A 23591-nucleotide genomic window follows, 5' to 3' on the forward strand; every position below is an offset into this window, starting at 1 on the left:
GTTGCACTACCTCATGCTTGAATTTCGTTTCGTACTTCGCCATGAAAAACACCCCAAAGGTTGGATTGGTGTCCAACTTTTGGGGTGCGGTTCAGATCGGTGGGTTTTGCCTTGATGCTGACGGCCCCTTGTGCGGGCCGCCTGCCTGCTCTGCCAGGTCGGTGGGCCTGGTAGATTCTCTCAATTGACTGGTTCTGCGCTTGATTAATACTCGTAGAACATTTTCTGGATTTCCTTGCTGTCGCTGGTCTTGGTCAGTGCCAGCATCAACAGGATGCGTGCCTTCTGGGCATTGAGCGTATCGGAGACAACAAAGTCCAGCTTGTCATCATCGGCTTCGCCGTTACGCGCCACGATGCCTTGACCAACACGGCTGGCACGCACAATCACGACGCCTTTCTTGCGTGCCTCGACCAGTGATGGTACGACGGTGTTGTTGAGGCTACCGTCACCGACGCCAGCATGGATGATGCCCTTGGCGCCAGCGGTAACGAAGGCATTGAGCGCGATCGGGTTCATGTTGGCGTAGCCGTAGACGATGTCAACTTGTGGCAGGCTGTCCAGTTTGGAGATGTCGAAGACGGTATCGGCGGTGTTCTTGCGGGTCGACTGACGATAAAAGAACGGCTTGCTGCCCTGGATATAGCCAAGGAAGCCGAGTTCTGGCGTCTTGAATGTGTCCAGTGTTGAGGTATTGGTCTTGGTCACTTCACGGCCAGCGTTGATCTGGTCATTGAGTGTGACCAGCACACCCTTGCCAATCGCTTCCTTGCTGCCAGCCAGCAGCACCGCGTTGTACAGGTTGATCGGGCCATCGGCACTGATGGCGGTCGATGGACGCATTGCGCCAACGATCACGACCGGCTTCTTGCTCTTGACGACCAGATCCAGGAAGTAAGCCGTTTCTTCGATGGTGTCGGTGCCATGGGTGATGACGATACCATCGACATCATCCTGCGCCAGCAGCGCATTGACCCGCTTGCCCAGCTTCAGCCAGTAGTCATTGTTCATGTTTTCACTGGCGATCTGGAACACTTGTTCGCCCTTGACGTTGGCGACCTTCTTGAGTTCTGGAACCGCATCGATCAGGGCATCAACGCCGATCTTGGCCGCGGTATAGCCGACCGTGGTGGTGCTGGTTGCACCGGTACCGGCAATCGTGCCGCCGGTGGCTAGGATCATGACGTTAGGGAGTTTTTGGGCTTGTGCGATTGAGGCGAATGCCACGCAGACCAGCAACAGAAAAGTGCTGAATATTTTTTTGGAAATCATGTCTCTTCCTCTTGTTGAAAATACTGTTTTGAATGATTCTCTGCATGCTTCTCTGGCAGCAGTAGCGCCGCCATCGTAGGGGAGCGTCACAGGTCGATGCCAATGCTTTGTATGCATGTAACTATAATTTTTATGCATAATGTGATGGATTGTCTGGCGGCAGATTCTCTGTTACCGCGTCGCGCGTAGGTTCTGCAATGAGTGTTATGTCTGGTTTCCATGCGTACGGAGGTAGAAATTTTTGTTGATTTCAGTTGGCCTTTTTTGCCAACTCGGTAGAATGAAAACGGACGTCACCGTCGTTATCGCCTAATCGTTTTTCGATCTTTTTTTGCGTGTTTGTGTGCCGTCGGTGATGCGTCGAGAACCGTAAATGAGGGGAGCCCAAGTGTTGACTGAAAAATTTACCGACCCACAAGCGGCGGTCGATCGTGTGATCGAAATCTATGATGCCAACACAGCTACTTTGCGCGATGCATTCAGGCAGTTCTCCAAAGGCGAAGTCTTGCCCAAGCGTGTGCGTGCCTGCTATCCGTTTGTGCGCATCACGACTGACAAGGCAACCCATGCCGATACGCGCCAGTCTTTTGGTTATGTGTCAGGGCCGGGGACTTACCAGACCACATTGACGCGGCCGGCCTTGTTCAAGAACTACCTGCTGGCGCAATTCAACCTGCTGCTGAAAAACCATCAGGTGCCATTGGAAATTGGCGTCAGTGAATTGCCAATTCCGGTGCACTTTGCTTTCAACGACGGCATTCACGTTGAGGGCGATCTGGATCCGGATCACTTGCGATTGTTGCCTGACCTGTTTGACTTGCCTGACCTGGCCGAGATGGATGATCGTATCGTCAATGGCACCTACGAGGTCGACAATGGCGGCTGGCGCGATGGCGTGCATCCGCTGGCGCTGTTTACCGGTCCGCGTATTGACTATTCGCTGCATCGTCTGCGCCATTACACGGCAACGGCGCCGCATCAGTTCCAGCGTTACGTGCTGTTCACCAACTACGCTTTTTATGTCGATGAATTTGTGCGACTTGGGCGCGAGTTGATGCAGGCAACCGATGATCCCGAGTTGCGTAGCTATCGGCAGCAATACAGTGCCTTCGTCGAACCCGGCAATGTGACGACGCCTAATGCCAATCTGGAAGGAATGAAAGGTGTTGCCAGTTCGGGCACGCCACCGGTGCGGCAGCCACAAATGCCGGCCTATCACTTGCAACGTCCGGATGGTACCGGCATCACGCTGGTCAATATCGGTGTCGGCCCCTCCAATGCCAAGACCATCACGGACCATATTGCGGTGTTGCGTCCACATGGCTGGATCATGCTCGGCCATTGTGCCGGCCTGTCGGCGTCGCAACGCATGGGCGATTATGTGCTGGCGCATGCCTATGTACGTGACGATCATGTGCTCGACGACGATTTGCCACTGTGGGTGCCAATTCCGGCGCTGGCGGAAGTGCAACTGGCCTTGCAGGATGCCGTAGCGAGCATCACCGAGCTTGATGGCTACGAGCTCAAGCGCATCATGCGAACCGGTACCGTAGCCTCGGTGGATGACCGTAACTGGGAGTTGCGTGACCATCGCACGCCGCTGCTGCGCTTTAGCCAAAGTCGTGCAATTGCGCTGGATATGGAGAGTGCAACCGTGGCTGCCAACGGTTTCCGCTTCCGGGTTCCTTATGGCACCTTGCTGTGCGTCTCGGACAAGCCGCTGCACGGAGAAATCAAGTTGCCCGGTATGGCAAACAAGTTCTATGAGCAACGGGTTGCACAGCATCTCAAGATCGGGATTCGTGCGTTGGAGCTGTTGCGCAATCACGGGATTGAACAAGTGCATAGCCGCAAGCTGCGCAGCTTCAGCGAGCCGGCTTTCCGCTGACATTGCGCTACAGCGTCATGGTTACTCTGAGGCAATCCTGAATGTGGTAGGAGAGGGGGCACGCAGTGATCTGATTTGCGATTACGGCAGCGGTCATGCTGGATATCGGTGCAGACTGCCAGCATGGCGTTCAAGCTAAGTAAGAAATTGTAAAAGCCGGTGCACCTTGGGAAGTCGTTTCCTATAGTTCAGGTCCCCCTCCGTTCTCTCACCCCAAGGGAACGGGATTTGCCCCGCATACTGCAAGGTCTGCGGGGCTTTTCTTTTGATCAGTTACGCTACGTGGATTTGCCGGACGGCACGATCAGGTTTTCGCGGGCCGCAGACTGAATCGCCAGCACGGCAGGGTGACTGAGGCGCCGCTCGACAGAAATCGCAAAGAACTGCTCGGTGACCTGGTCGGTCTGGCCGATCTCAAGCACGCCCAGTTGCCGACATAGATGTGTGGAGACGACCGAAGGCGCAGCAAAGATACCGGTTCCCGCCTCACCGAAGGCATTAAGTAGGGCGCCATCATCGAATTCACCGGTGATGTGCGGATGGATATTGTGCTTTTCAAACCAACGCAACAGTGCTGGTCGTACCGCAGCATCCTCGCCTGGCATGAGAAAAGGAGCCTGATCCAGACTATGCGGAAACTTCTTTGTACAAGTGGCCGCCAGTGCAGGCGTGGCGAAGAAGCTGGTGTTGCTTTCGCCAAGCCGATGACTGTAGCCGCGCACGTTGATGTGGCCCGGTATGGCACTGTCAGCAATGACAATATCGAGCCGATGAATGGCAAGGTCCGCCAGCAGGCTGTCAAGTTTGCCTTCGCGACAAACGATGCGGCCCGCTTCGGGCAGCTTCAAGGCAGTTTCCAGCAGCAGATAGGCAATCGTCTTTGGAACGGCATCGGCAACGCCGACCCGCAGCGGCAAGGTCGTAGGTGCTGCGCCCTGACGGATCACGGCTTCCAGCTCTTCGGCCAGGGTGAACATCTGGTCGGCATAGGCAAAGACTGTACGGCCAGCATCGTTCAGTTCAAGCTTGCGACCAGTCCGGTTAAACAGCCGGTAACCGATGCTGTCCTCAAACTGGCTCAACTGTCCGCTGATGGTTTGGGCGGTCAGATGCAGGCGCTCGCTGGCGCGGGCTACGCCGCCGGTTTTGGCAACCATCCAGAAGTAATGCAGGTGCTTGTAATTGAGTGCTGACATGCTAGTCTGATGATGGTGTTAATGTTCGTGTTTTTCGAAGATTTAGAAAAGTATATTCGAATTTTCATGTTGTTTACATTTCGGTAAAGTGCTGGCTGCAAAGCGAATTTGCAGTGCTTGGCATGTGCCAGAAATCATTTACCAAGGGAATCAAGTGAACGGAGTTGAGAGTTTTGCCAGTCTGGGCATGTGGGGCGGCTTCATCGTCTTTGTGCTGGGCATGCTGGCTGTCGATATTGTGCTGCTGGGAGGGCGTCATGCGCACAAGGTGACGGTCAGGGAAGCGCTTGGCTGGTCGCTCGCCTGGTTCGTGCTGGCGCTGCTGTTTTGCGGTTTGCTGTGGTGGTATCTGGATCATCATATCGGACGTGAATTCGCCAATCAGCGCAGCCTGGAATTTCTTTCCGGCTACCTGATCGAGAAATCTTTGTCGGTCGACAATATTTTTGTCTTCCTGGTGATCTTTGGCTATTTTGCTGTGCCTGCTGAAATGCAGCGACGCGTGCTGCTGTACGGCGTGGTCGGTGCGATTGTGATGCGCGCAGTGATGATCCTGCTGGGAGCATGGCTGATCGCCCAGTTCAGCTGGATCATGTATCTGTTTGGTGCGTTCCTGGTGGTCACCGGGGTCAAGATGCTGATCTTTGCCGATAAGGAGAGTGATCTCAATGACAACGTCTTGCTGAAGTTTCTGCGCCGGCATATGCGCATCAGCGACAACTACGATGGCGAGAAATTCTTTACCCGTCGCAATGGACTGATTTACTTCACGCCGCTGGTGCTGGTGCTGGTATTGATCGAGATATCCGACCTGATTTTTGCGGTAGACAGTATTCCCGCTATTTTTGCCATTACAACCGATCCGTTCATCGTCTTCACTTCCAACATGTTTGCGATCATGGGTTTGCGTGCACTGTATTTCTTGCTGGCAGACGTGGCAGATCGCTTCCATTATCTGAAGTATGGCCTGGCGCTGGTGTTGATGTTCGTTGGCGCCAAGATGCTGATTGCCTACTGGTTCCATATTCCGGTGCTGTTGTCGTTACTGGTAGTCGGAGTGATTCTGCTGGCGTCTATCCTGCTGAGTCTGTTTCTGTCGCGCAAGTAGGTTCATTCGCAATCAGAAGTGTAGGGGGAGTTTGAAATAATTGGGGTCGGAGTGGTTTAAAATGGGGTTTCGTTATGCTACCCTTCCGACCCGCCCATGGCACGCCTGCCCCGTCTCGTTGTTCCTTTTCAAGCCCATCACGTCATTCAGCGTGGTCATCATCAACAGCTGATTTTTCGCGATGCGGCCGATCATATTGCCTTCCTCGACTGGCTCAAGGAAGGTGCCAAGCGCTTCAAAGTTGCACTCCATGCGTATGTCCTGATGCCTGACCACGTGCATTTGCTGGCCACCCCCAGCGATGCCGAGGGGCTGGCACGCATGATGCAATGGCTTGGTCGGTACTACGTACCATATTTCAATCAGAAATATGACCGCGCCGGGACCTTATGGCAGGGCCGCTACAAGGCCACTGTGGTCGATGCTGAGACTTATCTGCTGTTGTGTAGCCGTTATATCGAGCTCAATCCGGTCCGTAGTGGTCTGGTAGCTGCACCAACGGATTACCAGTGGTCAAGTTATGTGCATCACATTGGTGCCCGTCAGGATCCACTGATCACGGACCATCAAGTTTATTGGGATTTGGGCAATACGCCTTTTGACCGCGAGATTGCCTACAAGAAACTGGTGGAGCAGCCATTAAGTGCCAATGAGATGACAGCGATCACGCAGGCTACGCTCAAGGGATGGGCATTGGGGGGCGCTCAATTCATGCAGATGCTGGAAAAACAGGCTAATCGGCGTGTCAGCCCAGCTAAACGGGGAAGGCCGGCGAAAAAGGTAAAAGTTGATGAGGAGAAAGAAGCATCTTCTTATTTGGTGTGAAATTCATGAAAACATAATAAAAACAAGTACTTGGCGAATTTTTTGAATTACTCTGTCCCTATTTAATTTTTTTAAAAAAACGTGTGCGCTATTAAATTACTCTGACCCTTTTTGTTTAGGTTGAAGAATTGGTTGCGCTGCACTATCCTTCAAATCCTTACTCTCAATGTGGTGGAGCACTGATATGCACGCGCAAGGCCTATACGACCCAGCTAATGAACATGACGCCTGTGGCGTCGGTTTTATCGCCCATATCAAGGGCAAGAAAGACCATTCCATCGTCGAGCAAGGCTTGCTCATTCTGAAGAATCTGGATCACCGGGGGGCAGTTGGTGCCGATCCGCTTATGGGTGACGGTGCCGGTATCCTGATCCAGATTCCGGATCAGTACTATCGCGAAGAAATGGCCAAGCAAGGCGTGAACTTGCCGCCACCGGGCGAGTATGGCGTTGGCATGATCTTCCTGCCGAAAGAAAATGCCTCACGCATTGCCTGCGAGCAAGAAATTGAGCGTGCGGTGCTGGCTGAAGGTCAGGTCGTGTTGGGTTGGCGCAATGTGCCGGTCGACATGGAAATGCCGATGTCGCCGACCGTGCGTGAAAAAGAGCCGGTTATCCGTCAGATTTTCATCGGGCGCGGTCCGGACATCATGGTCACCGATGCGCTGGAGCGCAAACTGTATGTGATCCGTAAATCCTCCGGTCACGCCATTCAGGCGCTTAACCTGATTCATGGCAAGGAATTCTTCGTGCCATCGATGTCGGCGCGTACCGTGGTCTACAAGGGTTTGCTGCTGGCTGACCAAGTTGGCGTGTACTACAAGGATCTGCAGGATCCTCGCTGTGTATCGGCACTGGCTCTGGTGCACCAACGTTTCTCGACCAATACTTTCCCCGAGTGGCCACTGGCTCACCCGTATCGCCTGATCGCCCATAACGGTGAAATCAACACCGTCAAAGGTAACTTCAACTGGATGCGTGCGCGTGAAGGCGTGATGCAGTCGGCTGTATTGGGCGATGACCTGAAGAAACTGTTTCCGCTGATCTATGAAGGTCAGTCTGATACCGCCTGTTTCGACAATGCGCTGGAATTGCTGCTCATGGCAGGCTATCCATTGGCACAGGCGATGATGATGATGGTGCCTGAAGCGTGGGAAAACCACACCCTGATGGACGATAACCGTCGTGCCTTCTACGAATACCATGCTGCCATGATGGAGCCATGGGATGGTCCGGCTGCGCTGGCCTTTACTGATGGCCGCCACATTGGCGGTACGCTGGACCGCAATGGCTTGCGCCCAGCCCGTTATATCGTCACTGATGACGATCTGGTCGTGATGGCATCCGAGTCGGGTGTCCTGCCGATTCCGGAATCGAAGATCATTCAGAAGTGGCGTCTGCAACCGGGCAAGATGTTCCTGATCGACCTCGATGCCGGCCGCATCATCGACGACAAGGAACTCAAGGATACCTACGCCAACGCCAAGCCTTACAAGCAATGGATTTCGTCGGTGCGCGTCAAGCTCGATGAGCTTAAGTCCGAGCCGGCAGAACCGGTCTCGACCATTCCGCTGCTGGATCGCCAGCAGGTATTCGGCTATACCCAGGAAGACGTCAAGTTCCTGATGTCGCCAATGGCAGCTGGCGCTGAAGAGGCGATCGGCTCCATGGGCAATGACTCGCCACTGGCGGTCATGTCCAACAAGAACAAGCCGCTCTACAACTACTTCAAGCAGTTGTTTGCACAGGTGACCAACCCGCCGATTGATCCGATCCGTGAAGCCATGGTGATGTCGCTGGTGTCGTTCATCGGCCCACGTCCTAACCTGCTCGATACCAACAACATCAACCCGCCGATGCGCCTGGAAGTCACGCAGCCGGTGCTCAACTATGCGGATATTGCCAAGTTGCGCAACATCAGCGTGCATACCGGCGGCAAGTTCAAGTCGCATGAATTGAACATCTGCTATCCGGTAGCATGGGGCAAAGAAGGTATCGAAGCCCGTCTGGCCTCGTTGTGCGCCAAGGCCGTTGATGCGGTCAAGTCGGGTCACAATATCCTGATCATTTCGGACCGCAAATTCGATGCCGAGCAAGTCGCCATTCCTGCATTGCTGGCGACTTCCGCGATTCACCAGCATCTGGTGAGCAAGGGTCTGCGTACCTCCACCGGTCTGGTGGTCGAAACCGGTTCGGCGCGTGAAACCCATCACTTCGCCTTGCTGGCTGGTTATGGCGCAGAAGCGATCCATCCGTACCTGGCCATGGATACCTTGGTGGAAATCGCCAAGGGCTTGCCTGGAGACCTGTCGGCGGACAAGGCCATCTACAACTTCCAGAAGGCCATCGGCAAGGGCTTGCTGAAGGTCATGTCGAAGATGGGTATTTCGACCTACATGTCCTACTGCGGCGCGCAGATCTTCGAAGCCATTGGTCTGAACAAGGCATTGGTGGACAAGTACTTCAAGGGTACTGCCTCCAACGTTGAAGGTATCGGCGTGTTCGAAGTTGCCGAAGAAGCCTTGCGTCTGCATCGTGCTGCCTTTAGCAGCGATCCGGTGCTGGCCAACGCGCTCGACGCTGGCGGTGAATACGCCTTCCGTATCCGTGGTGAAGAACACATGTGGACCCCGGATGCGATTGCCAAACTGCAGCATTCGACCCGTTCCAACAGCTTCAACAGCTACAAGGAATACGCCCAGATCATCAATGATCAGTCCAAGCGTCATATGACCTTGCGCGGTCTGTTCGAATTCAAGATTGATCCAAGCAAGGCAATCTCGATCGATGAAGTCGAACCGGCCAAGGAAATCGTCAAGCGTTTTGCGACTGGTGCGATGTCGCTCGGTTCCATCTCGACCGAAGCGCATGCAACATTGGCAATCGCCATGAACCGCATCGGTGGCAAATCCAATACCGGTGAAGGTGGTGAAGACGTCAATCGTTATCGCAATGAACTCAAGGGCATCCCGATCAAGCAAGGCGCGACATTGGCATCTGAAATCGGCAAGGACGTGATTGAAGTTGATATTCCACTGCAAGCCGGTGATTCGCTGCGTTCACGCATCAAGCAGGTTGCTTCGGGCCGCTTTGGCGTGTCGGCTGAATACCTGATTTCTGCTGATCAGATTCAGATCAAAATGGCCCAAGGTGCCAAGCCAGGTGAAGGTGGTCAGTTGCCAGGTCACAAGGTGACCGATTACATCGCGACCCTGCGTGTGTCGGTACCAGGCGTTGGTCTGATTTCGCCACCACCGCACCATGACATTTATTCGATCGAAGATCTGGCTCAGCTGATTCACGATCTGAAGAACGTCAACCCACGTGCATCGATCTCGGTCAAGCTGGTGTCTGAAGTGGGTGTCGGTACCGTTGCCGCCGGCGTTGCCAAGGCCAAATCGGACCACGTCGTCGTCGCTGGTCACGATGGTGGTACTGGTGCTTCGCCGTTGTCCTCGATCAAGCATGCTGGTACCCCGTGGGAACTGGGTCTGGCAGAAACCCAGCAAACGCTGGTGCTCAATGGCTTGCGTAACCGTATTCGGGTGCAGGCTGACGGTCAGATGAAGACGGGTCGTGACGTGGTCATCGGTGCACTGCTGGGCGCCGACGAATTCGGCTTCGCCACTGCGCCGCTGGTGGTGGAAGGCTGCATCATGATGCGCAAGTGCCATCTGAATACCTGCCCGGTCGGTGTTGCGACACAGGATCCGGTATTGCGTGCCAAGTTCTCAGGTAAGCCTGAGCACGTGGTGAACTTCTTCTTTTTCATTGCTGAAGAAGCACGTCAGATCATGGCGCAACTGGGCGTGCGTACTTTCAACGAACTGATCGGCCGTTCCGATCTGCTCGACCGCAGCAAGGCAATCGCGCACTGGAAGGCCAAGGGACTGGACTTCAGCCGTATTTTCTATCAACCGGTCAGCGATACGCCCTACTACCATACCGATGTGCAGGATCACGGCCTGGACAAGGCACTCGATCACAAGTTGATCGCGCAGGCACGCATTGCGCTGGACAAGGGCGAGAAGGTTTCCTTCATCTCGCCGATCCGCAACCTGAACCGTACCGTCGGTGCCATGCTCTCGGGCGAAGTGGCTAAGCGTTATGGCAACGATGGTTTGCCAGACGACACCATCCATATCCAGCTGCAAGGTACTGCTGGCCAGTCTGCTGGTGCCTTCCTGGCGCACGGTGTGACACTGGATCTGGTCGGCGAAGGCAACGACTATGTTGGCAAGGGTTTGTCGGGTGGCCGCATCATCGTGCGTCCGAATACCGAGTTCCGTGGCCGCGCCGTGGACAACATGATCGCCGGTAACACCGTGCTGTACGGTGCCACAACGGGTGAAGCATTTATCAACGGCGTGGTCGGTGAGCGCTTCGCTGTCCGTAACTCGGGAGCGATTGCCGTCGTCGAAGGTACTGGCGACCATGGTTGCGAATACATGACCGGTGGTACCGTGGTCGTGCTTGGTGGAACTGGCCGTAACTTCGCCGCCGGTATGTCCGGTGGTATTGCTTACGTGTATGACGAGACGGGTGATTTTGCCGGTAAGTGCAATCTCGCGATGGTAGCGCTGGACAAGGTCCTGGCCGATACCGAGCAAGTGGCATCGACCGACCGTGCCGTCTGGCATAGCCTGCAACGCGGCGGTCTGGGTCAAACCGATGAAGTGATTCTTCGTGGATTGATCGAACGTCACTTCAAGTACACCGGCAGCACGCGTGCGCGCAACCTGCTGGATAACTGGGCGACTTCCCGTGCCAAGTTTGTGAAGGTCTTCCCGACCGAATACAAGCGTGCACTGGCCGAGTTGAATGCTGCCAAAGTAAAGGCCAAGGAAGTGGTGCCTGCTTAAGCAGTCGCCAGCCTGGACATCGTCAACAAACCGCAAGGCTGACGCTTGCGACTCAATGGAGTCAGCGTCAGTCACCTATCCTTAGCGAAGAATGTGAGTGGAACATGGGTAAAGTAACCGGCTTTATGGAATTTGAGCGCCTGAAAGAGGCGAGTGAAGCGCCACAGGCGCGCCTGAAGCATTACAAGGAATTCGTGGTGCATCTGGACGATGCTGCTGCCAAGGTGCAAGGCGCACGTTGCATGGATTGCGGTATTCCTTTCTGTAACAATGGCTGCCCGGTCAACAACATCATCCCTGACTGGAATGATCTGGTGTATCGCGGCAATTACAAGGAAGCACTCGACACACTGCACTCGACCAACAACTTCCCTGAATTCACCGGCCGGATCTGCCCCGCACCTTGCGAAGCAGCCTGCACACTGGGCATCAATAGCGACGCCGTTGGCATCAAGTCGATTGAACATTTCATCATCGACAAAGGCTGGGAAAACGGTTGGGTCGTACCACAGCCAGCTGCAGTAAAAACTGGCAAGAAGGTCGCCGTGGTTGGTTCCGGGCCTGCCGGTCTGGCAACCGCGCAGCAACTGGCGCGTGCCGGCCACGATGTGACCGTGTTCGAAAAAAATGACCGCGTTGGTGGTTTGCTGCGTTATGGCATTCCTGATTTCAAGATGGAAAAATCGCACATCGATTTGCGCGTTGAGCAGATGAAGGCAGAAGGTGTGACCTTCCGTACCGGCGTACTGGTGGGCAAAGACTTCCCGGCCAATATCACCAACTGGTCCAAGGAAACCATTTCGGCCGATCAGCTCAAGCAGGACTTTGATGCAGTGGTGATCGCCGGTGGCGCTGAACAGCCACGTGACTTGCCAGTGCCAGGACGTGAACTGAAGGGCGTGCATTACGCCATGGAATTCCTGCCATCGCAGAACAAGGTCAATGCCGGCGACAAGCTCAAAGGCCAGATTCTGGCAACCGACAAGCATGTCGTCGTCATCGGTGGCGGCGATACCGGTTCAGACTGCGTCGGTACTTCCAATCGCCATGGCGCTGCGTCGGTAGCGCAGTTCGAACTGATGCCGCAGCCACCAGAAACCGAAAACAAGCCACTGGTCTGGCCTTACTGGCCAACCAAACTGCGCACTTCCTCGTCGCATGAAGAGGGATGTGACCGTGATTGGGCAGTCGCGACCAAGCGTCTTGAGGGCAAGAACGGCAAAGTAGAAAAATTGATCGCTGCACGTGTCGAATGGAAGGACGGCAAGATGCAGGAAGTACCGAACTCCGAGTTCGAGATGAAGGCCGATCTGGTCTTGCTGGCCATGGGTTTTGTGTCACCAGTGCAGCAAGTGCTGGACGCTTTTGGCGTCGACAAGGACCAGCGCGGTAACGCCCGCGCCACGACCGATGGCGAAGGCTGCTACAAGACCTCGGTAGACAGGGTTTTTGCTGCGGGTGACATGCGCCGTGGTCAGTCGCTGGTGGTCTGGGCGATTCGTGAAGGCCGTCAGTGCGCCCGTGCAGTCGATGAATTCCTGATGGGATCGTCGGTACTGCCACGCTGATCACCGCAGCGCGTTTTGTTATTTTGTAAAACCGGATGAGCTTTGGCTCCTCCGGTTTTTTTTACGTGCGTTGTGGGTGCATCAGCTGGCCGCAGGCTCAAGTAAAATAACGTTCTCAGCCATTTTTGCTGCTATCCAGGAGCCACATGAGTACCCCGATTCGCTATAGCATTACTTCTAACGATTGTGCCGCACATCTCTTTGATGTCACGCTCAGTGTCGATGTTCCTGCCGCTGAGGGACAGATTTTTGCGTTACCGGCGTGGATCCCCGGCAGCTACATGATCCGTGAATTTGCGCGCAACATCGTCAAGATTCGCGCCGAGTCGAACGGCAAGAAGGTCGCTCTTAAAAAGCGCGACAAGCATACCTGGCAAGCCGCTCCCTGTGCTGGCGCGTTGACGCTGCACTATCAGGTCTATGCCTGGGACTTGTCGGTACGCGCGGCGCATCTCGATCAGACCCATGCATTCTTCAATGGCACCAGCGTCTTTCTGCGTGTGGCGGGGCAAGAGCAATCGCCGCATGTTGTCGATATCCAGCGTCCGCCTGGCGAGCAATACAAGCGCTGGCGCGTGGCGACAGCCTTGCCTGAACTAAAAGCCAAGCGCTATGGTTTTGGTAGCTACATTGCAGGCGATTACGATGAATTGATTGATCATCCGGTGGAATTGGGAGAGTTCTCGCTGGCCAGTTTCAACGCGCACGGCGTACCGCACGACATCGTGATTACCGGTAACGTGCCGAATCTGGATTTGCCGCGCTTGTCCGCCGATCTGAAAAAAATCTGCGAAGCCCAGATTGCCTTTTTCGAACCCAAGAGCAAACGTGCGCCAATGTCCCGCTACGTGTTCATGACCTTGGCTGTTGGTGATGGCTATGGTGGCCTGGAGCATCGCGCCTCAACTGCGTTGATCTGCGCCCGCGCCGATTTACCGGTCAAGGGCAAGAGCGAGATCACAGATGGCTATCGCACCTACCTGGGGCTGTGCAGCCATGAGTATTTTCATACCTGGAACGTCAAGCGCATCAAGCCGGCAGCGTTTGCTCCTTACGATCTCAATCAGGAAGGCTATACCTCGCTATTGTGGCTGTTTGAAGGCTTCACCAGCTACTACGATGATCTGTTCCTGGTACGCAGTGGCGTGATCGATCAGACGTCTTATCTGTCCTTGTTGAGCAAGACCATCAATGGGGTGTTGCGCGGCAGCGGCCGTCGAAAGCAAAGTGTGGCTGAGTCCAGCTTTGATGCCTGGGTCAAGTATTACCGGCAAGACGAAAATGCCCCCAATGCGATCGTCAGTTACTACACCAAAGGCTCGCTGGTCGCCTTGGGGCTGGATTTGTTGATCCGCACGGAGACCCGTGGACGCAAGTCGCTCGATGATGTGATGCTGGCCCTGTGGCAACGCTACGGACGCAAGTTCTATACACGTGATGGTGGGCTGGGAGTTGCTGAAGCTGACGTAGAAGCGTTGTTTGAAGAGGTCAGCGGCGTCGCGCTCAAGCGCTTCTTTGATCGCTACATTCGCGGGACCGACGACCTGCCGCTGGAAGACATGCTAGCGCCGTTTGCTGTGCAATATACCGATCAGCGCAAGCAGCAGTTACCGGGCCTCGGTATTCGTGTTACCCGTGGGGCAGGTGGTGACCATGCCAAGGTGGTCAATCTTTATGAAGGCGGTGCCGGGCATCAGGCCGGATTATCGGCAGGGGATCTGCTGGTGGCGCTGGATGGCATTCGTATCCCATCCAGCGGCATTGAAGGATTGCTGGCGCGCTATCGTGAGGGCGATGTAGTGGCTCTCCATGTGTTCCGACGCGATGAATTGCTTCAGATTAAACTCAAGCTAAAGAGTGATGATGCGCCTCAGATCAAGCTGGAAGCGGTGGCTAAACCTGTTGCGGCGTTGCGCAAGCAACAGGCATGGCTTGGTGGCTGAGGTAGCTTTAGTGTCACAAAGCTAGCGTGGCGATGACACGAGGACATCGCGCCACGCCAGCTTGCGGGTTTCGATCCGTTTGAGAATGCTGTCGGAGAGCTTCCCCATAATCGCCAGAATCAGGATGGCAGCCAGTACGATATCCGGACGGCTGCTCTCGCGACCATCGGAGAGCAGATAACCGACGCCCTTGGTGGCCGCCATCATCTCGGCAGCGACCAGAAACATCCAGGCCAGACTGAGCCCGGTACGCAATCCGGTGAACAGTTGTGGCAATGCTGATGGCAGTACGATGCGGCGAATCACCTCGCGTGAAGACAGGCCGTGAATCTTGGCCAGCTCCAGAAGCTTGCGGTCAACGCTGTGTATGCCGGCGACCAGGTTGATATAGACCGGGAAAAATGCACCGATAGCGATCAGCACAATCTTGGGTGTTTCATCAATCCCCAGCCACAACAACAGCAACGGTACCCAGGCCAGGCTTGGAATAGCTCGCAAGGCTTGAAAAGAGGGTTCGAGCAAGGCCTCTGCCTGCCTTTGCATACCAACCAGCAAGCCAAAACCTATTGCCAGCAAGGATCCCAGTGCAAAGCCCACCGCCACGCGCGTCACACTGGCCAGCACGTGGATTGCTAAATCATGACCTGCCAGATTGACGATGGTCTGGGCAATTTCACTGGGTGGCGGCAACAGATGCTCAGGAATCCAGCCGCGTGCACCGCCAAGCTCTAGCAAACTTAATACCAGCAACGGCAACAATGCGCCCAATGACCACGTCGCAGATCGGTGGCGCAATCGGGTGGCGTCGAGGTTGTCTGTATGCGTTGGCTTGTGGGTGCCAGCACTGTCAGTGAATGGAAAATCCGTTTCCGCATCGGATAGCGGATGTGACGACAGTGCATGCGACTCGATGTGCATGATGTTTCCTGTCTTTGCTCTGGCTCAGAATGAGGCGACGATACTTTGGGAGAAGCCCGGATCGATCAGTGCCTGAATGGTCTTGTTCAAATCGGTTCCTGGTTTGACCAGATCTTCTTCCAGCAGAATCGGCGCGGCTGCGCGTAGGGCGTCACTATGTTCCTTGCCGATCCGTGGGTGCGAGAAATCGTTGCGCTTGAGCTGCAATTGCGCAACGGGTAACGACAGATGCGCTTCTTCGGCAATCAGTTTGGCAGTCTCTGCGGGATTGTTGATGATCCACAGGCGTGCGCGTTCGTAGGCGCGCAGTACGCGTTTGACCTGTTCAGGATACCGTGCAGCGAAGTTGTCGGAAACGTTTAAAAAGCCGTAGGTATTGAAGTTGACGTTGCGATAGATCAGTCGCGAACCGGCTTCCAGCTCGCTGGCGGCTAGATGCGGATCCAGTCCTGCCCAAGCATCAACGCGATTTTGTTCCAGTGCGACACGCCCATCCGGGTGTTGCAGGTGGACGATCTCGACATCGCTTTTGCTCAGGCCATTTTCATGCAGGGTGCGCAGCAGAAACAGGTAAGGATCGGTGCCTTTAGTGGCCGCAATTTTCTTGCCCTTGAGTTCCTTGACTGTCGCAATCGGGGAGTCTTTGTTGACTGCCAGTGCAGTCCATTCTGGTCGCGAATAGACATAGACTGCCTTGATCGGATTGCCATTGGCTCGCGCCAGCAATGCTGCCAGTCCGGCGGTGCTGCCGAAGTCGATGCTGTCGCTGTTGAGAAACTCCAGCGCCCGATTGCTGCCTTGGCTCTGCACCCATTTGACGTTCGTGCCGCTGCTCTTGAGATCTTCTTCCAGCCAGCCGAATTTCTTCAGCACCAGGCTTGGCGGTGAATAGGTCGCGTAGTCAAGCCGGATCGTGGCGGGCAGATCAGCGGCATTGGCCAATCCGGATAATGCAGGCAGGCCCAATCCGGCAGCAGCAGCGGTAGTCAGGCGGAGAAAGTGGCGGCGTTCCATGAGTTTGATCCTTGTACACATCTGGTTGCGACAGGCAATAAAACCTGATTCGACAGAACTGTACGGATCTGCACTATAGAAAAGAACGATTTTTTTCGTGCAAGCTTATGCGTTCGATGTAGGCTTGCAACGCTGAATGTGGGTCAGGGGAGAACCAGTTCGAACAGGGCGCCGCCATCGGGGTGGTTACCTAATTGTGCTTGCCCGTGTTGATCGCCTTTGACATGTGCATCAGCAATCGCATTGCACAGATACATGCCGAGGCCGGTGGATTGCTTGGTCTCCTGAACGCCGATGCCAGGCCCATCGTCGCGCACCTGGAAGACAACTCCGGAACCATGCTTGCGGCAGGATAGCTCGATCTGCTTGCGCGCAAAACGGGTCGCATTCTGCAATGCAGCTTCGAGTGCCAGGCTGACCAGATTTTCATCAAAGAAGGCAATGACCGGCATCTCTTCTTCGTTGATCTTCATCGTCAGGTCCGCATGACCAGCTGGATATTGGTCAATCAGCGCAGTCAGGAAATCCTTCGGCGACAGCACTTCGATATGCGCCTTGAGTCCTTGCGAGGAAGCCTTGTAAAGGGTGAGGAAGCCGATCAGCTTTTCCTGCAGGTTCAGGCAGGTCAGATGTGCCTGGTTGGTCCGTGGATCCGAAGAGTCCGTCGTGAGCACGCGCAACTGGCCTTCCAGCACGCCAAGTGCATTTTTGATGTCATGGACAATAATGGCTGCCAGTTCGGCGTTCATGGTCAGCTCTTCTTTTGGGCTGCCTTGGCGATGGTGTCGCGCAGGAAGCGATGCATTTTGGCTACCCGGTCATTGCCCGGGATCAGGCGATCAAGCGTGGTCAGGTAACGGTTGACGCGCTTGACGTAATCCGTGTTAATGCCGCGTTGACTCATCCACAGCAAATGCAGCTGCGCTGCAGCCATCAAAATGCCGGTATTTTCCGGCAAGCTCTGTAACGCCTCTTCCAGCTTGGCCAGCGATTCATCGGGTTTGGCGCTGCGCATCAAGGCATTGGCTTCAGTAATGATGCTCATGCATTGCTGTACTGCACCATCCACCAGTTCCGAGGCGAGATCTTCCTTGCCGCTGTCAGCAAGTGCCTTGCGGGCCAGCGTCAGCAGGGTCTTGTTTTCGTGATCCGACTTGACGGCCTGCGAAATCAGCTTGGCGCCTTCTTCATCCTTGCCAACTGAAAACGCCGCTTTGGCCAAGGCCAGAATAGCCATCTCCGACGGCTTGCCACCGGCAGCACTCTTCGCCGATGCAAAAGCCTGTTCAGCCGCTGCCATATTGCCCAGTTTGACGTGAGCCTGGGCCGATACGGCCGCTTGGGTGGAGTTGAAGATCGACGATTCAGCATAACGCTTGGGCGCCGTTGATAGCAGGGTCAGTGCAGCATCGGCATCGCCGCTATCGACATGCACCTGCGCGAGCGTCAATAAATCGCTTGGCTGTGCGGTCAGCGAACCCTTGGTATGTTTGAGAACCTTGTCGAACGCAGTTTTCGCCTGTTCCAGTTCGCCTGCGCGATAAGCCGCATCGCCCACCATACGGCTACGGCGGGCGGAAGGAATGATTTCCGAAGAGCGCGACAGCGCATCGAGCGCCTGGGTATTGTTGCCCTGTGCTTCCTCGATCTGTGCCAGCAGGTCATAGGCTTCGATGTATTGCGCATTTTGCGCCAATACGTCCTGCACCAGTACCTTGGCGTCGTCGAGCTGACCGGACACGATATTGCAGCGTGCCATACCAATCTTGGCCCAGACCAAATCTTCGCGCATCTGCAGTGCTTCTGAATATACCGCCTTGGCTTCGTCGATACGGCGCAAATCAATCAGCAGGCTCGCCTTGGTCTTGAGAATATCAACCATCCATTTCGGTGCGGTTTTGAGCACATTGTCACATTCGACAATGGCACCGGCCAGATCCTTGCGCTCAAGCTTCTTGTTGATCGGCAACAATGCATTCTGCTTTTCCAGCAGACGATCAATCCGCTCGGCAATCTTGGACGCCGTCAATGGCTTGAGCATATAGGCGTCAGGCTGAAATTCCGCAGCGCTGGCGACCAGATTGTAGCCACTCTCAGCGGTCACCATGATGAACATGGTCGTCGGTGACAACATGTTCTGAGTGCGGAAGAATTCCAGCAGTTGCTGACCGTTGGTTTCCTTGTTGAGATTGTAGTCACAGACAATGAGATCATAGGAGCCGGCTTGAACAAAACGAATTGCTTCGTCAGGCGTGCCGGCCTGATCTACCTTCGTCACGCCGAGTTGCCCCAGGTGCATACGGATGTTTTGGCGCATGGTTGGCATGTCATCAATGACAAGCGAACGCAGGCTGCTAATGCGACTGAAGGGAACCAGAGTCATAAGAAAAACAGATACGCTTTATATTACCAACTAGAAATGTATATCAAATAAGGCAAAATTCGTTAAAAAGCCGCTACGTTTCCGATAATTATGTGTTTCACAAGTATCCGATGCAGCTTTTTTGACCGAATGGCCGTTCTTTTGTGTCTCTGAACTGTTGTCAGATATGACAGTATAAACGGCCGCATACTAACAGACTATCGGTCAAATTCTCGCCTACTTGAATGGGGTGCTCTGCGATCAGTCTGGCAAAGTCGTTTTTGGCGCAAATTTGCAACATAAAAAAAGAGCTTGCGCGAATAACTGTTTTTTTATACAGTGCTGTCTAAGCCATTCTGCTGCACCAGACTGATTCTGATCCATTACTGGATTGGCACTGGTGCACAGTCCCCGATTCTTATTTGATTGCGAACTGTTAGAGACTATTTTGCCGAAAGACACTCCCATGGACGACAAGAAATCCGCCAATAACTCAGAAAAGAGCAAAGCTCTTGCCGCTGCACTGGCGCAGATCGAGAAACAATTCGGCAAGGGCTCCGTCATGCGCATGGAAGACGGTGCAGTGGTCGAAGAGATTCAGGTGGTATCCACTGGTTCGTTGGGCTTGGACATCGCTCTCGGCGTTGGCGGTTTGCCACGTGGTCGTGTCATTGAGATTTATGGCCCTGAATCTTCGGGCAAAACAACGCTGACTCTGCAGGCAATTGCCGAAATGCAAAAGACTGGCGGAACCTGCGCCTTTATCGACGCGGAACATGCATTGGATGTTACCTATGCCCAGAAGCTGGGCGTCAATTTGTCTGACCTGCTGATTTCCCAGCCCGATACAGGTGAGCAGGCGCTAGAAATTACCGATGCGCTGGTGCGCTCCGGTGGTGTTGACCTGATTGTCGTTGACTCGGTAGCGGCATTGACCCCACGCGCAGAAATCGAAGGCGACATGGGAGACTCCTTGCCTGGTCTGCAAGCGCGTCTGATGTCCCAAGCCTTGCGCAAGCTGACTGGCAGCATCAATCGCACCAATACAACGGTGATCTTCATTAATCAGATCCGTATGAAGATCGGTGTGATGTTCGGTAATCCCGAAACGACCACTGGCGGTAATGCCCTGAAGTTCTATGCGTCCGTGCGCCTGGATATCCGTCGTACAGGATCGATCAAGTCTGGCGATGAAGTCATCGGCAGCGAAACCAAGGTCAAAGTGGTCAAGAACAAGGTGGCGCCGCCATTCCGCGAAGCGCATTTCGATATTTTGTATGGAGAAGGTACTTCCCGCGAAGGTGAAATTCTGGATCTAGGTTCGGAAGCCAAGATTGTCGAGAAGTCGGGCGCCTGGTACAGCTACAACGGCGAACGTATCGGTCAGGGTAAAGATAATGCGCGTAATTATCTGAAAGAGCGTCCAGAACTGGCGCGCGAAATTGAAAATAAGGTGCGTGCATCTCTGGGCGTACCAGCGTTGGCAGGTACAGCTCCGGCAGAGGCTTCCTGAGTTTTCTGAGCCCACATTGCAGCTGTTGTTTGATTTATAGTTTTCTCTGTTTGTCCACAAGTCGTTGCTCGACGCTTTGGAACGATGGGTATAAAAATGGCCCGACCACCCATTAGTCTGAAAGCGCGAGCGCTCAAATATCTCTCTTCACGTGAGCATAGTCGTCTGGAACTTGCGCGTAAGCTAAGTGCTTACGCGCAAGATGACGACGATATCGAAGTCTTGCTCGACTGGCTCGAAGCTTCAAAATTTCTTTCTCAGGAACGTTTTTCGGAGTCGCTGGTGCACAGGCGCTCGGCTCGTTACGGCAATAACCGCATTTTGTCCGAGCTGCAAAGTCACGGTATTGATGGCGAAATGCTTGTTGATACCCGCCAACGATTGGTAGAAGACGAATCGCTCAGAGCGTGCGAGGTTTTACGTCGCAAGTTTGCCTCGCCGCCACAAGATATACAGGCGCGCGCGAAATGTCAGCGTTTCCTGCAGCAGAGAGGATTTTCTTCGCGCGCGATCCGTGACGCGGTCAAGATGGCATGGAATGAGCTGCCGGATGACCCGGATGCGGATACCTGATGGAGATGCAGTAAATAGCGGCTAGTCGTTCGTGCTGCTGTTGATGCGCCTTCAGCTGTGCTAAAATCTCGGGGTTTTTGCTGCGCCGCATTAGCGGCTGTCATGGCAATCTTTGTGATGACGACACGCAATGCGACAACAACCAATGTTGATCAAATGGCATCTTTATGCCCCAAGTACTTTCAGCACCGTCTATCAGGCAAATCGCTAAGCCCGTCGGCTTGCGCGCTGTTGCGTGCGATTACCACGCCCAGCCACGATTTGTCGTCCCCATTCGCGCCGCGCGGTTGTCCCGCCAGCCGGATTTCAATCCAGTAAGTTTTATTCAATAGTGTCTAAAGGGAAGCTCCCATGAAAATCCACGAGTATCAGGGCAAAGAAATCCTCCGCCAATTCGGCGTGACCGTTCCACGCGGCATTCCATGCCAATCCGTTGAGGATGCTGTCAAGGCAGCCGAAACACTGGGCGGACCAGTTTGGGTCGTCAAGGCGCAAATTCACGCAGGTGGCCGTGGTAAGGGTGGTGGCGTGAAGGTTGCAAAGTCGTTGGAACAGGTCAAGGAATACGCGAACCAAATCCTCGGCATGCAACTGGTCACGCACCAAACTGATGCCAATGGTCAAAAGGTTCGTCGCTTGCTGATCGAAGAAGGCGCAGACATCAAGAAGGAACTGTACGTCAGTATGGTCACCGATCGTGTTAGCCAACGTGTCGTGTTGATGGCTTCCAGCGAAGGCGGTATGGACATCGAAGAAGTTGCGGAAAAGCATCCAGAACTGATTCACCAGATCGCTATCGATCCGGCAACTGGCCTGACTGACGCCGATGCTGACAGCATTGCGACTAAAATCGGCGTTCCTGCTGCTTCGGTTGTCGATGCGCGCAAGCAATTGCAAGGTCTGTATAAGGCTTACTGGGAAACTGATTCGTCCCTGGCCGAAATCAACCCACTGATCCTGACCGGCGACGGCAAGGTGATCGCACTGGACGCCAAGTTCAACTTTGACTCCAACGCGCTGTTCCGTCATCCAGAAATCGTCGCTTACCGCGATCTGGACGAAGAAGATCCAGCTGAAATTGAAGCTTCCAAGTTTGACCTGGCTTACATCTCCCTGGATGGCAACATTGGCTGTCTGGTCAACGGTGCAGGTCTGGCTATGGCAACCATGGACACCATCAAGCTGTTCGGCGGCGAACCAGCCAACTTCCTCGACGTTGGTGGTGGCGCAACTACCGAGAAGGTGACCGAAGCCTTCAAGATCATGTTGAAGAACCCAGAACTGAAGGCAATCCTGGTCAACATCTTCGGCGGCATCATGCGCTGTGACGTGATCGCCGAAGGCGTGATCGCTGCGTCCAAGGCTGTTTCCCTGAAAGTGCCACTGGTGGTGCGCATGAAGGGTACCAACGAAGAAATCGGCAAGAAGCTGCTGGCCGACTCCGGCCTGCCAATCATTTCGGCAGACAGCATGGAAGAAGCTGCGCAAAAAGTTGTTGCTGCAGCTAACGGTAAATAATAGGACAAGGAATAGCTATGTCGATTCTGATCAATAAAGACACCAAAGTCATCACCCAAGGTATCACCGGCAAGACCGGCCAATTTCATACACGTATGTGCCGCGAATACGCGAATGGTAAGAATGCATTCGTCGCTGGCGTGAATCCGAAGAAGGCTGGTGAAGATTTCGAAGGCATCCCGATTTTCGCCAATGTGACCGAAGCCAAGAAGGCTACTGGCGCAAACGTGTCGGTCATCTATGTTCCGCCAGCAGGCGCTGCTGCCGCGATCTGGGAAGCTGTTGAAGCTGAACTGGATCTGGCCATCTGTATCACAGAAGGCATTCCAGTACGCGACATGCTGGCATTGAAGGATCGTATGGCCAAGTCTGGCAGCAAGACTTTGCTGCTGGGACCAAACTGCCCAGGTCTGATCACTCCAGACGAAATCAAGATCGGCATCATGCCAGGTCACATCCACAAAAAGGGCCGTATTGGTGTCGTGTCCCGTTCGGGCACATTGACCTATGAAGCAGTGGGTCAATTGACCGCACTGGGTCTGGGCCAATCGTCGGCAGTTGGTATTGGCGGTGATCCAATCAACGGTCTGAAGCACATCGATATCATGAAGGCATTCAACGATGACCCTGATACTGACGCCGTCATTATGATCGGTGAAATTGGTGGTCCTGACGAAGCCAATGCTTCTTACTGGATCAAGGACAACATGAAGAAGCCAGTTGTAGGCTTTATCGCTGGTGTGACAGCGCCTCCAGGCAAGCGCATGGGCCATGCTGGTGCGCTCATCTCTGGCGGTGCTGATACGGCTGAAGCCAAGCTGGCGATCATGGAAGCGTGCGGCATCAAGGTCACACGCAATCCTTCCGAAATGGGTCGTCTGTTGAAGTCGGTACTGTAATTTGTTTGTCGTCAAGACAGGCATCGCGGTGACAGGTCGCCTCGGCTGACTTGTCGTCCGTCCGGCAATATGGGGAGCTTTTGCTCCCCATATTGCTTTTAAGTCATTGATCAGTTTGAATGCGATATCGTAT

At 54.3% G+C, this 23591-nt stretch carries 16 protein-coding genes; 10 read left to right on the top strand and 6 right to left on the bottom strand.

The features are described from left to right. Positions 1-204: 204 nt before the first annotated feature. Positions 205-1272, bottom strand: coding sequence for a type II asparaginase (locus tag FHW66_RS19105; protein WP_183381426.1), 1068 nt, complete (start codon positions 1270-1272; stop codon positions 205-207). Between the two features lie 373 nt (positions 1273-1645). Between FHW66_RS19105 and FHW66_RS19110 the strand changes: the two genes are divergently transcribed. Continuing rightward, positions 1646-3160 carry an AMP nucleosidase gene (locus FHW66_RS19110; RefSeq protein ID WP_183381427.1) on the top strand — a complete coding sequence of 505 codons (1515 nt, stop codon included), beginning with the start codon at positions 1646-1648 and terminating at the stop codon, positions 3158-3160. A gap of 278 nt (positions 3161-3438) precedes the next feature. On the opposite strand, the gene nhaR is transcribed toward FHW66_RS19110, so the two are convergent. After that, positions 3439-4356, bottom strand: a complete 918-nt coding sequence (gene nhaR / locus FHW66_RS19115) for a transcriptional activator NhaR (RefSeq protein WP_183381428.1) — start codon at positions 4354-4356, stop codon at positions 3439-3441. 154 nt (positions 4357-4510) lie between these two features. Between nhaR and FHW66_RS19120 the strand changes: the two genes are divergently transcribed. From FHW66_RS19120 to FHW66_RS19140, 5 genes are all read left to right on the top strand, one after another. After that, positions 4511-5464 (top strand): TerC family protein, encoded by a 954-nt coding sequence (locus FHW66_RS19120; RefSeq protein WP_370543503.1) that lies wholly within the window; start codon positions 4511-4513, stop codon positions 5462-5464. A 96-nt stretch (positions 5465-5560) separates the two neighbouring features. Then, positions 5561-6289 (top strand): transposase, encoded by a 729-nt coding sequence (locus tag FHW66_RS19125; protein WP_183381429.1) that lies wholly within the window; start codon positions 5561-5563, stop codon positions 6287-6289. A 184-nt stretch (positions 6290-6473) separates the two neighbouring features. Next, positions 6474-11150 carry a glutamate synthase-related protein gene (locus tag FHW66_RS19130; protein ID WP_183381430.1) on the top strand — a complete coding sequence of 1559 codons (4677 nt, stop codon included), beginning with the start codon at positions 6474-6476 and terminating at the stop codon, positions 11148-11150. A 104-nt stretch (positions 11151-11254) separates the two neighbouring features. Then, positions 11255-12718, top strand: a complete 1464-nt coding sequence (locus tag FHW66_RS19135) for a glutamate synthase subunit beta (RefSeq protein WP_183381431.1) — start codon at positions 11255-11257, stop codon at positions 12716-12718. Between the two features lie 146 nt (positions 12719-12864). Next, a complete protein-coding gene (locus tag FHW66_RS19140; protein WP_183381432.1) occupies positions 12865-14661 on the top strand; it encodes a M61 family metallopeptidase in 1797 nt (598 codons plus the stop codon). Positions 14662-14682: 21 nt separating this feature from the next. Here FHW66_RS19140 and FHW66_RS19145 read toward each other — a convergent pair whose 3' ends face one another. The 4 genes from FHW66_RS19145 to FHW66_RS19160 all read right to left on the bottom strand — a co-directional run bounded on the left by FHW66_RS19145 (position 14683) and on the right by FHW66_RS19160 (position 18976). Further along, a complete protein-coding gene (locus tag FHW66_RS19145) occupies positions 14683-15579 on the bottom strand; it encodes an ABC transporter permease (RefSeq protein WP_183381433.1) in 897 nt (298 codons plus the stop codon). A gap of 24 nt (positions 15580-15603) precedes the next feature. Beyond that, positions 15604-16593, bottom strand: a complete 990-nt coding sequence (locus tag FHW66_RS19150) for an aliphatic sulfonate ABC transporter substrate-binding protein (RefSeq protein WP_183381434.1) — start codon at positions 16591-16593, stop codon at positions 15604-15606. A 143-nt stretch (positions 16594-16736) separates the two neighbouring features. Then, a complete protein-coding gene (locus FHW66_RS19155) occupies positions 16737-17342 on the bottom strand; it encodes a sensor histidine kinase KdpD (RefSeq protein ID WP_183381435.1) in 606 nt (201 codons plus the stop codon). Positions 17343-17344: 2 nt separating this feature from the next. Further along, positions 17345-18976 carry a tetratricopeptide repeat protein gene (locus tag FHW66_RS19160; RefSeq protein ID WP_183381436.1) on the bottom strand — a complete coding sequence of 544 codons (1632 nt, stop codon included), beginning with the start codon at positions 18974-18976 and terminating at the stop codon, positions 17345-17347. 445 nt (positions 18977-19421) lie between these two features. Here FHW66_RS19160 and recA point away from each other — a divergent pair, with 445 nt between their 5' ends. The 4 genes from recA (at position 19422) to sucD (ending at position 23458) form a co-directional block, all read left to right on the top strand. Continuing rightward, complete coding sequence (gene recA / locus FHW66_RS19165) at positions 19422-20468, top strand: recombinase RecA (protein WP_183381437.1); 1047 nt, start codon at positions 19422-19424, stop codon at positions 20466-20468. A 96-nt stretch (positions 20469-20564) separates the two neighbouring features. Next, positions 20565-21041 carry a recombination regulator RecX gene (recX, locus tag FHW66_RS19170; protein ID WP_183381438.1) on the top strand — a complete coding sequence of 159 codons (477 nt, stop codon included), beginning with the start codon at positions 20565-20567 and terminating at the stop codon, positions 21039-21041. 351 nt (positions 21042-21392) lie between these two features. Then, entirely contained in the window at positions 21393-22559 is a 1167-nt protein-coding gene (gene sucC / locus FHW66_RS19175) for an ADP-forming succinate--CoA ligase subunit beta (RefSeq protein WP_183381439.1), read from the top strand. Between the two features lie 17 nt (positions 22560-22576). Next, on the top strand, positions 22577-23458 hold the full coding sequence (gene sucD / locus FHW66_RS19180; protein WP_183381440.1) for a succinate--CoA ligase subunit alpha: 882 nt from the start codon (positions 22577-22579) through the stop codon (positions 23456-23458). Positions 23459-23591 lie beyond the last annotated feature (133 nt).

The sequence above is a fragment of the Herbaspirillum sp. Sphag64 genome (assembly GCF_014192645.1).
Lineage (GTDB): Bacteria > Pseudomonadota > Gammaproteobacteria > Burkholderiales > Burkholderiaceae_D > Herbaspirillum.

Bases quoted from the DNA above. Each gene is read 5' to 3' on its own strand.
- FHW66_RS19105 (WP_183381426.1), bottom strand. From the start codon at position 1,272: ATGATTTCCAAAAAAATATTCAGCACTTTTCTGTTGCTGGTCTGCGTG.
- FHW66_RS19110 (WP_183381427.1), top strand. From the start codon at position 1,646: ATGAGGGGAGCCCAAGTGTTGACTGAAAAATTTACCGACCCACAAGCG.
- nhaR (WP_183381428.1), bottom strand. From the start codon at position 4,356: ATGTCAGCACTCAATTACAAGCACCTGCATTACTTCTGGATGGTTGCC.
- FHW66_RS19125 (WP_183381429.1), top strand. From the start codon at position 5,561: ATGGCACGCCTGCCCCGTCTCGTTGTTCCTTTTCAAGCCCATCACGTC.
- FHW66_RS19130 (WP_183381430.1), top strand. From the start codon at position 6,474: ATGCACGCGCAAGGCCTATACGACCCAGCTAATGAACATGACGCCTGT.
- FHW66_RS19135 (WP_183381431.1), top strand. From the start codon at position 11,255: ATGGGTAAAGTAACCGGCTTTATGGAATTTGAGCGCCTGAAAGAGGCG.
- FHW66_RS19140 (WP_183381432.1), top strand. From the start codon at position 12,865: ATGAGTACCCCGATTCGCTATAGCATTACTTCTAACGATTGTGCCGCA.
- FHW66_RS19145 (WP_183381433.1), bottom strand. From the start codon at position 15,579: ATGCACATCGAGTCGCATGCACTGTCGTCACATCCGCTATCCGATGCG.
- FHW66_RS19150 (WP_183381434.1), bottom strand. From the start codon at position 16,593: ATGGAACGCCGCCACTTTCTCCGCCTGACTACCGCTGCTGCTGCCGGA.
- FHW66_RS19155 (WP_183381435.1), bottom strand. From the start codon at position 17,342: ATGAACGCCGAACTGGCAGCCATTATTGTCCATGACATCAAAAATGCA.
- FHW66_RS19160 (WP_183381436.1), bottom strand. From the start codon at position 18,976: ATGACTCTGGTTCCCTTCAGTCGCATTAGCAGCCTGCGTTCGCTTGTC.
- recA (WP_183381437.1), top strand. From the start codon at position 19,422: ATGGACGACAAGAAATCCGCCAATAACTCAGAAAAGAGCAAAGCTCTT.
- recX (WP_183381438.1), top strand. From the start codon at position 20,565: ATGGCCCGACCACCCATTAGTCTGAAAGCGCGAGCGCTCAAATATCTC.
- sucC (WP_183381439.1), top strand. From the start codon at position 21,393: ATGAAAATCCACGAGTATCAGGGCAAAGAAATCCTCCGCCAATTCGGC.
- sucD (WP_183381440.1), top strand. From the start codon at position 22,577: ATGTCGATTCTGATCAATAAAGACACCAAAGTCATCACCCAAGGTATC.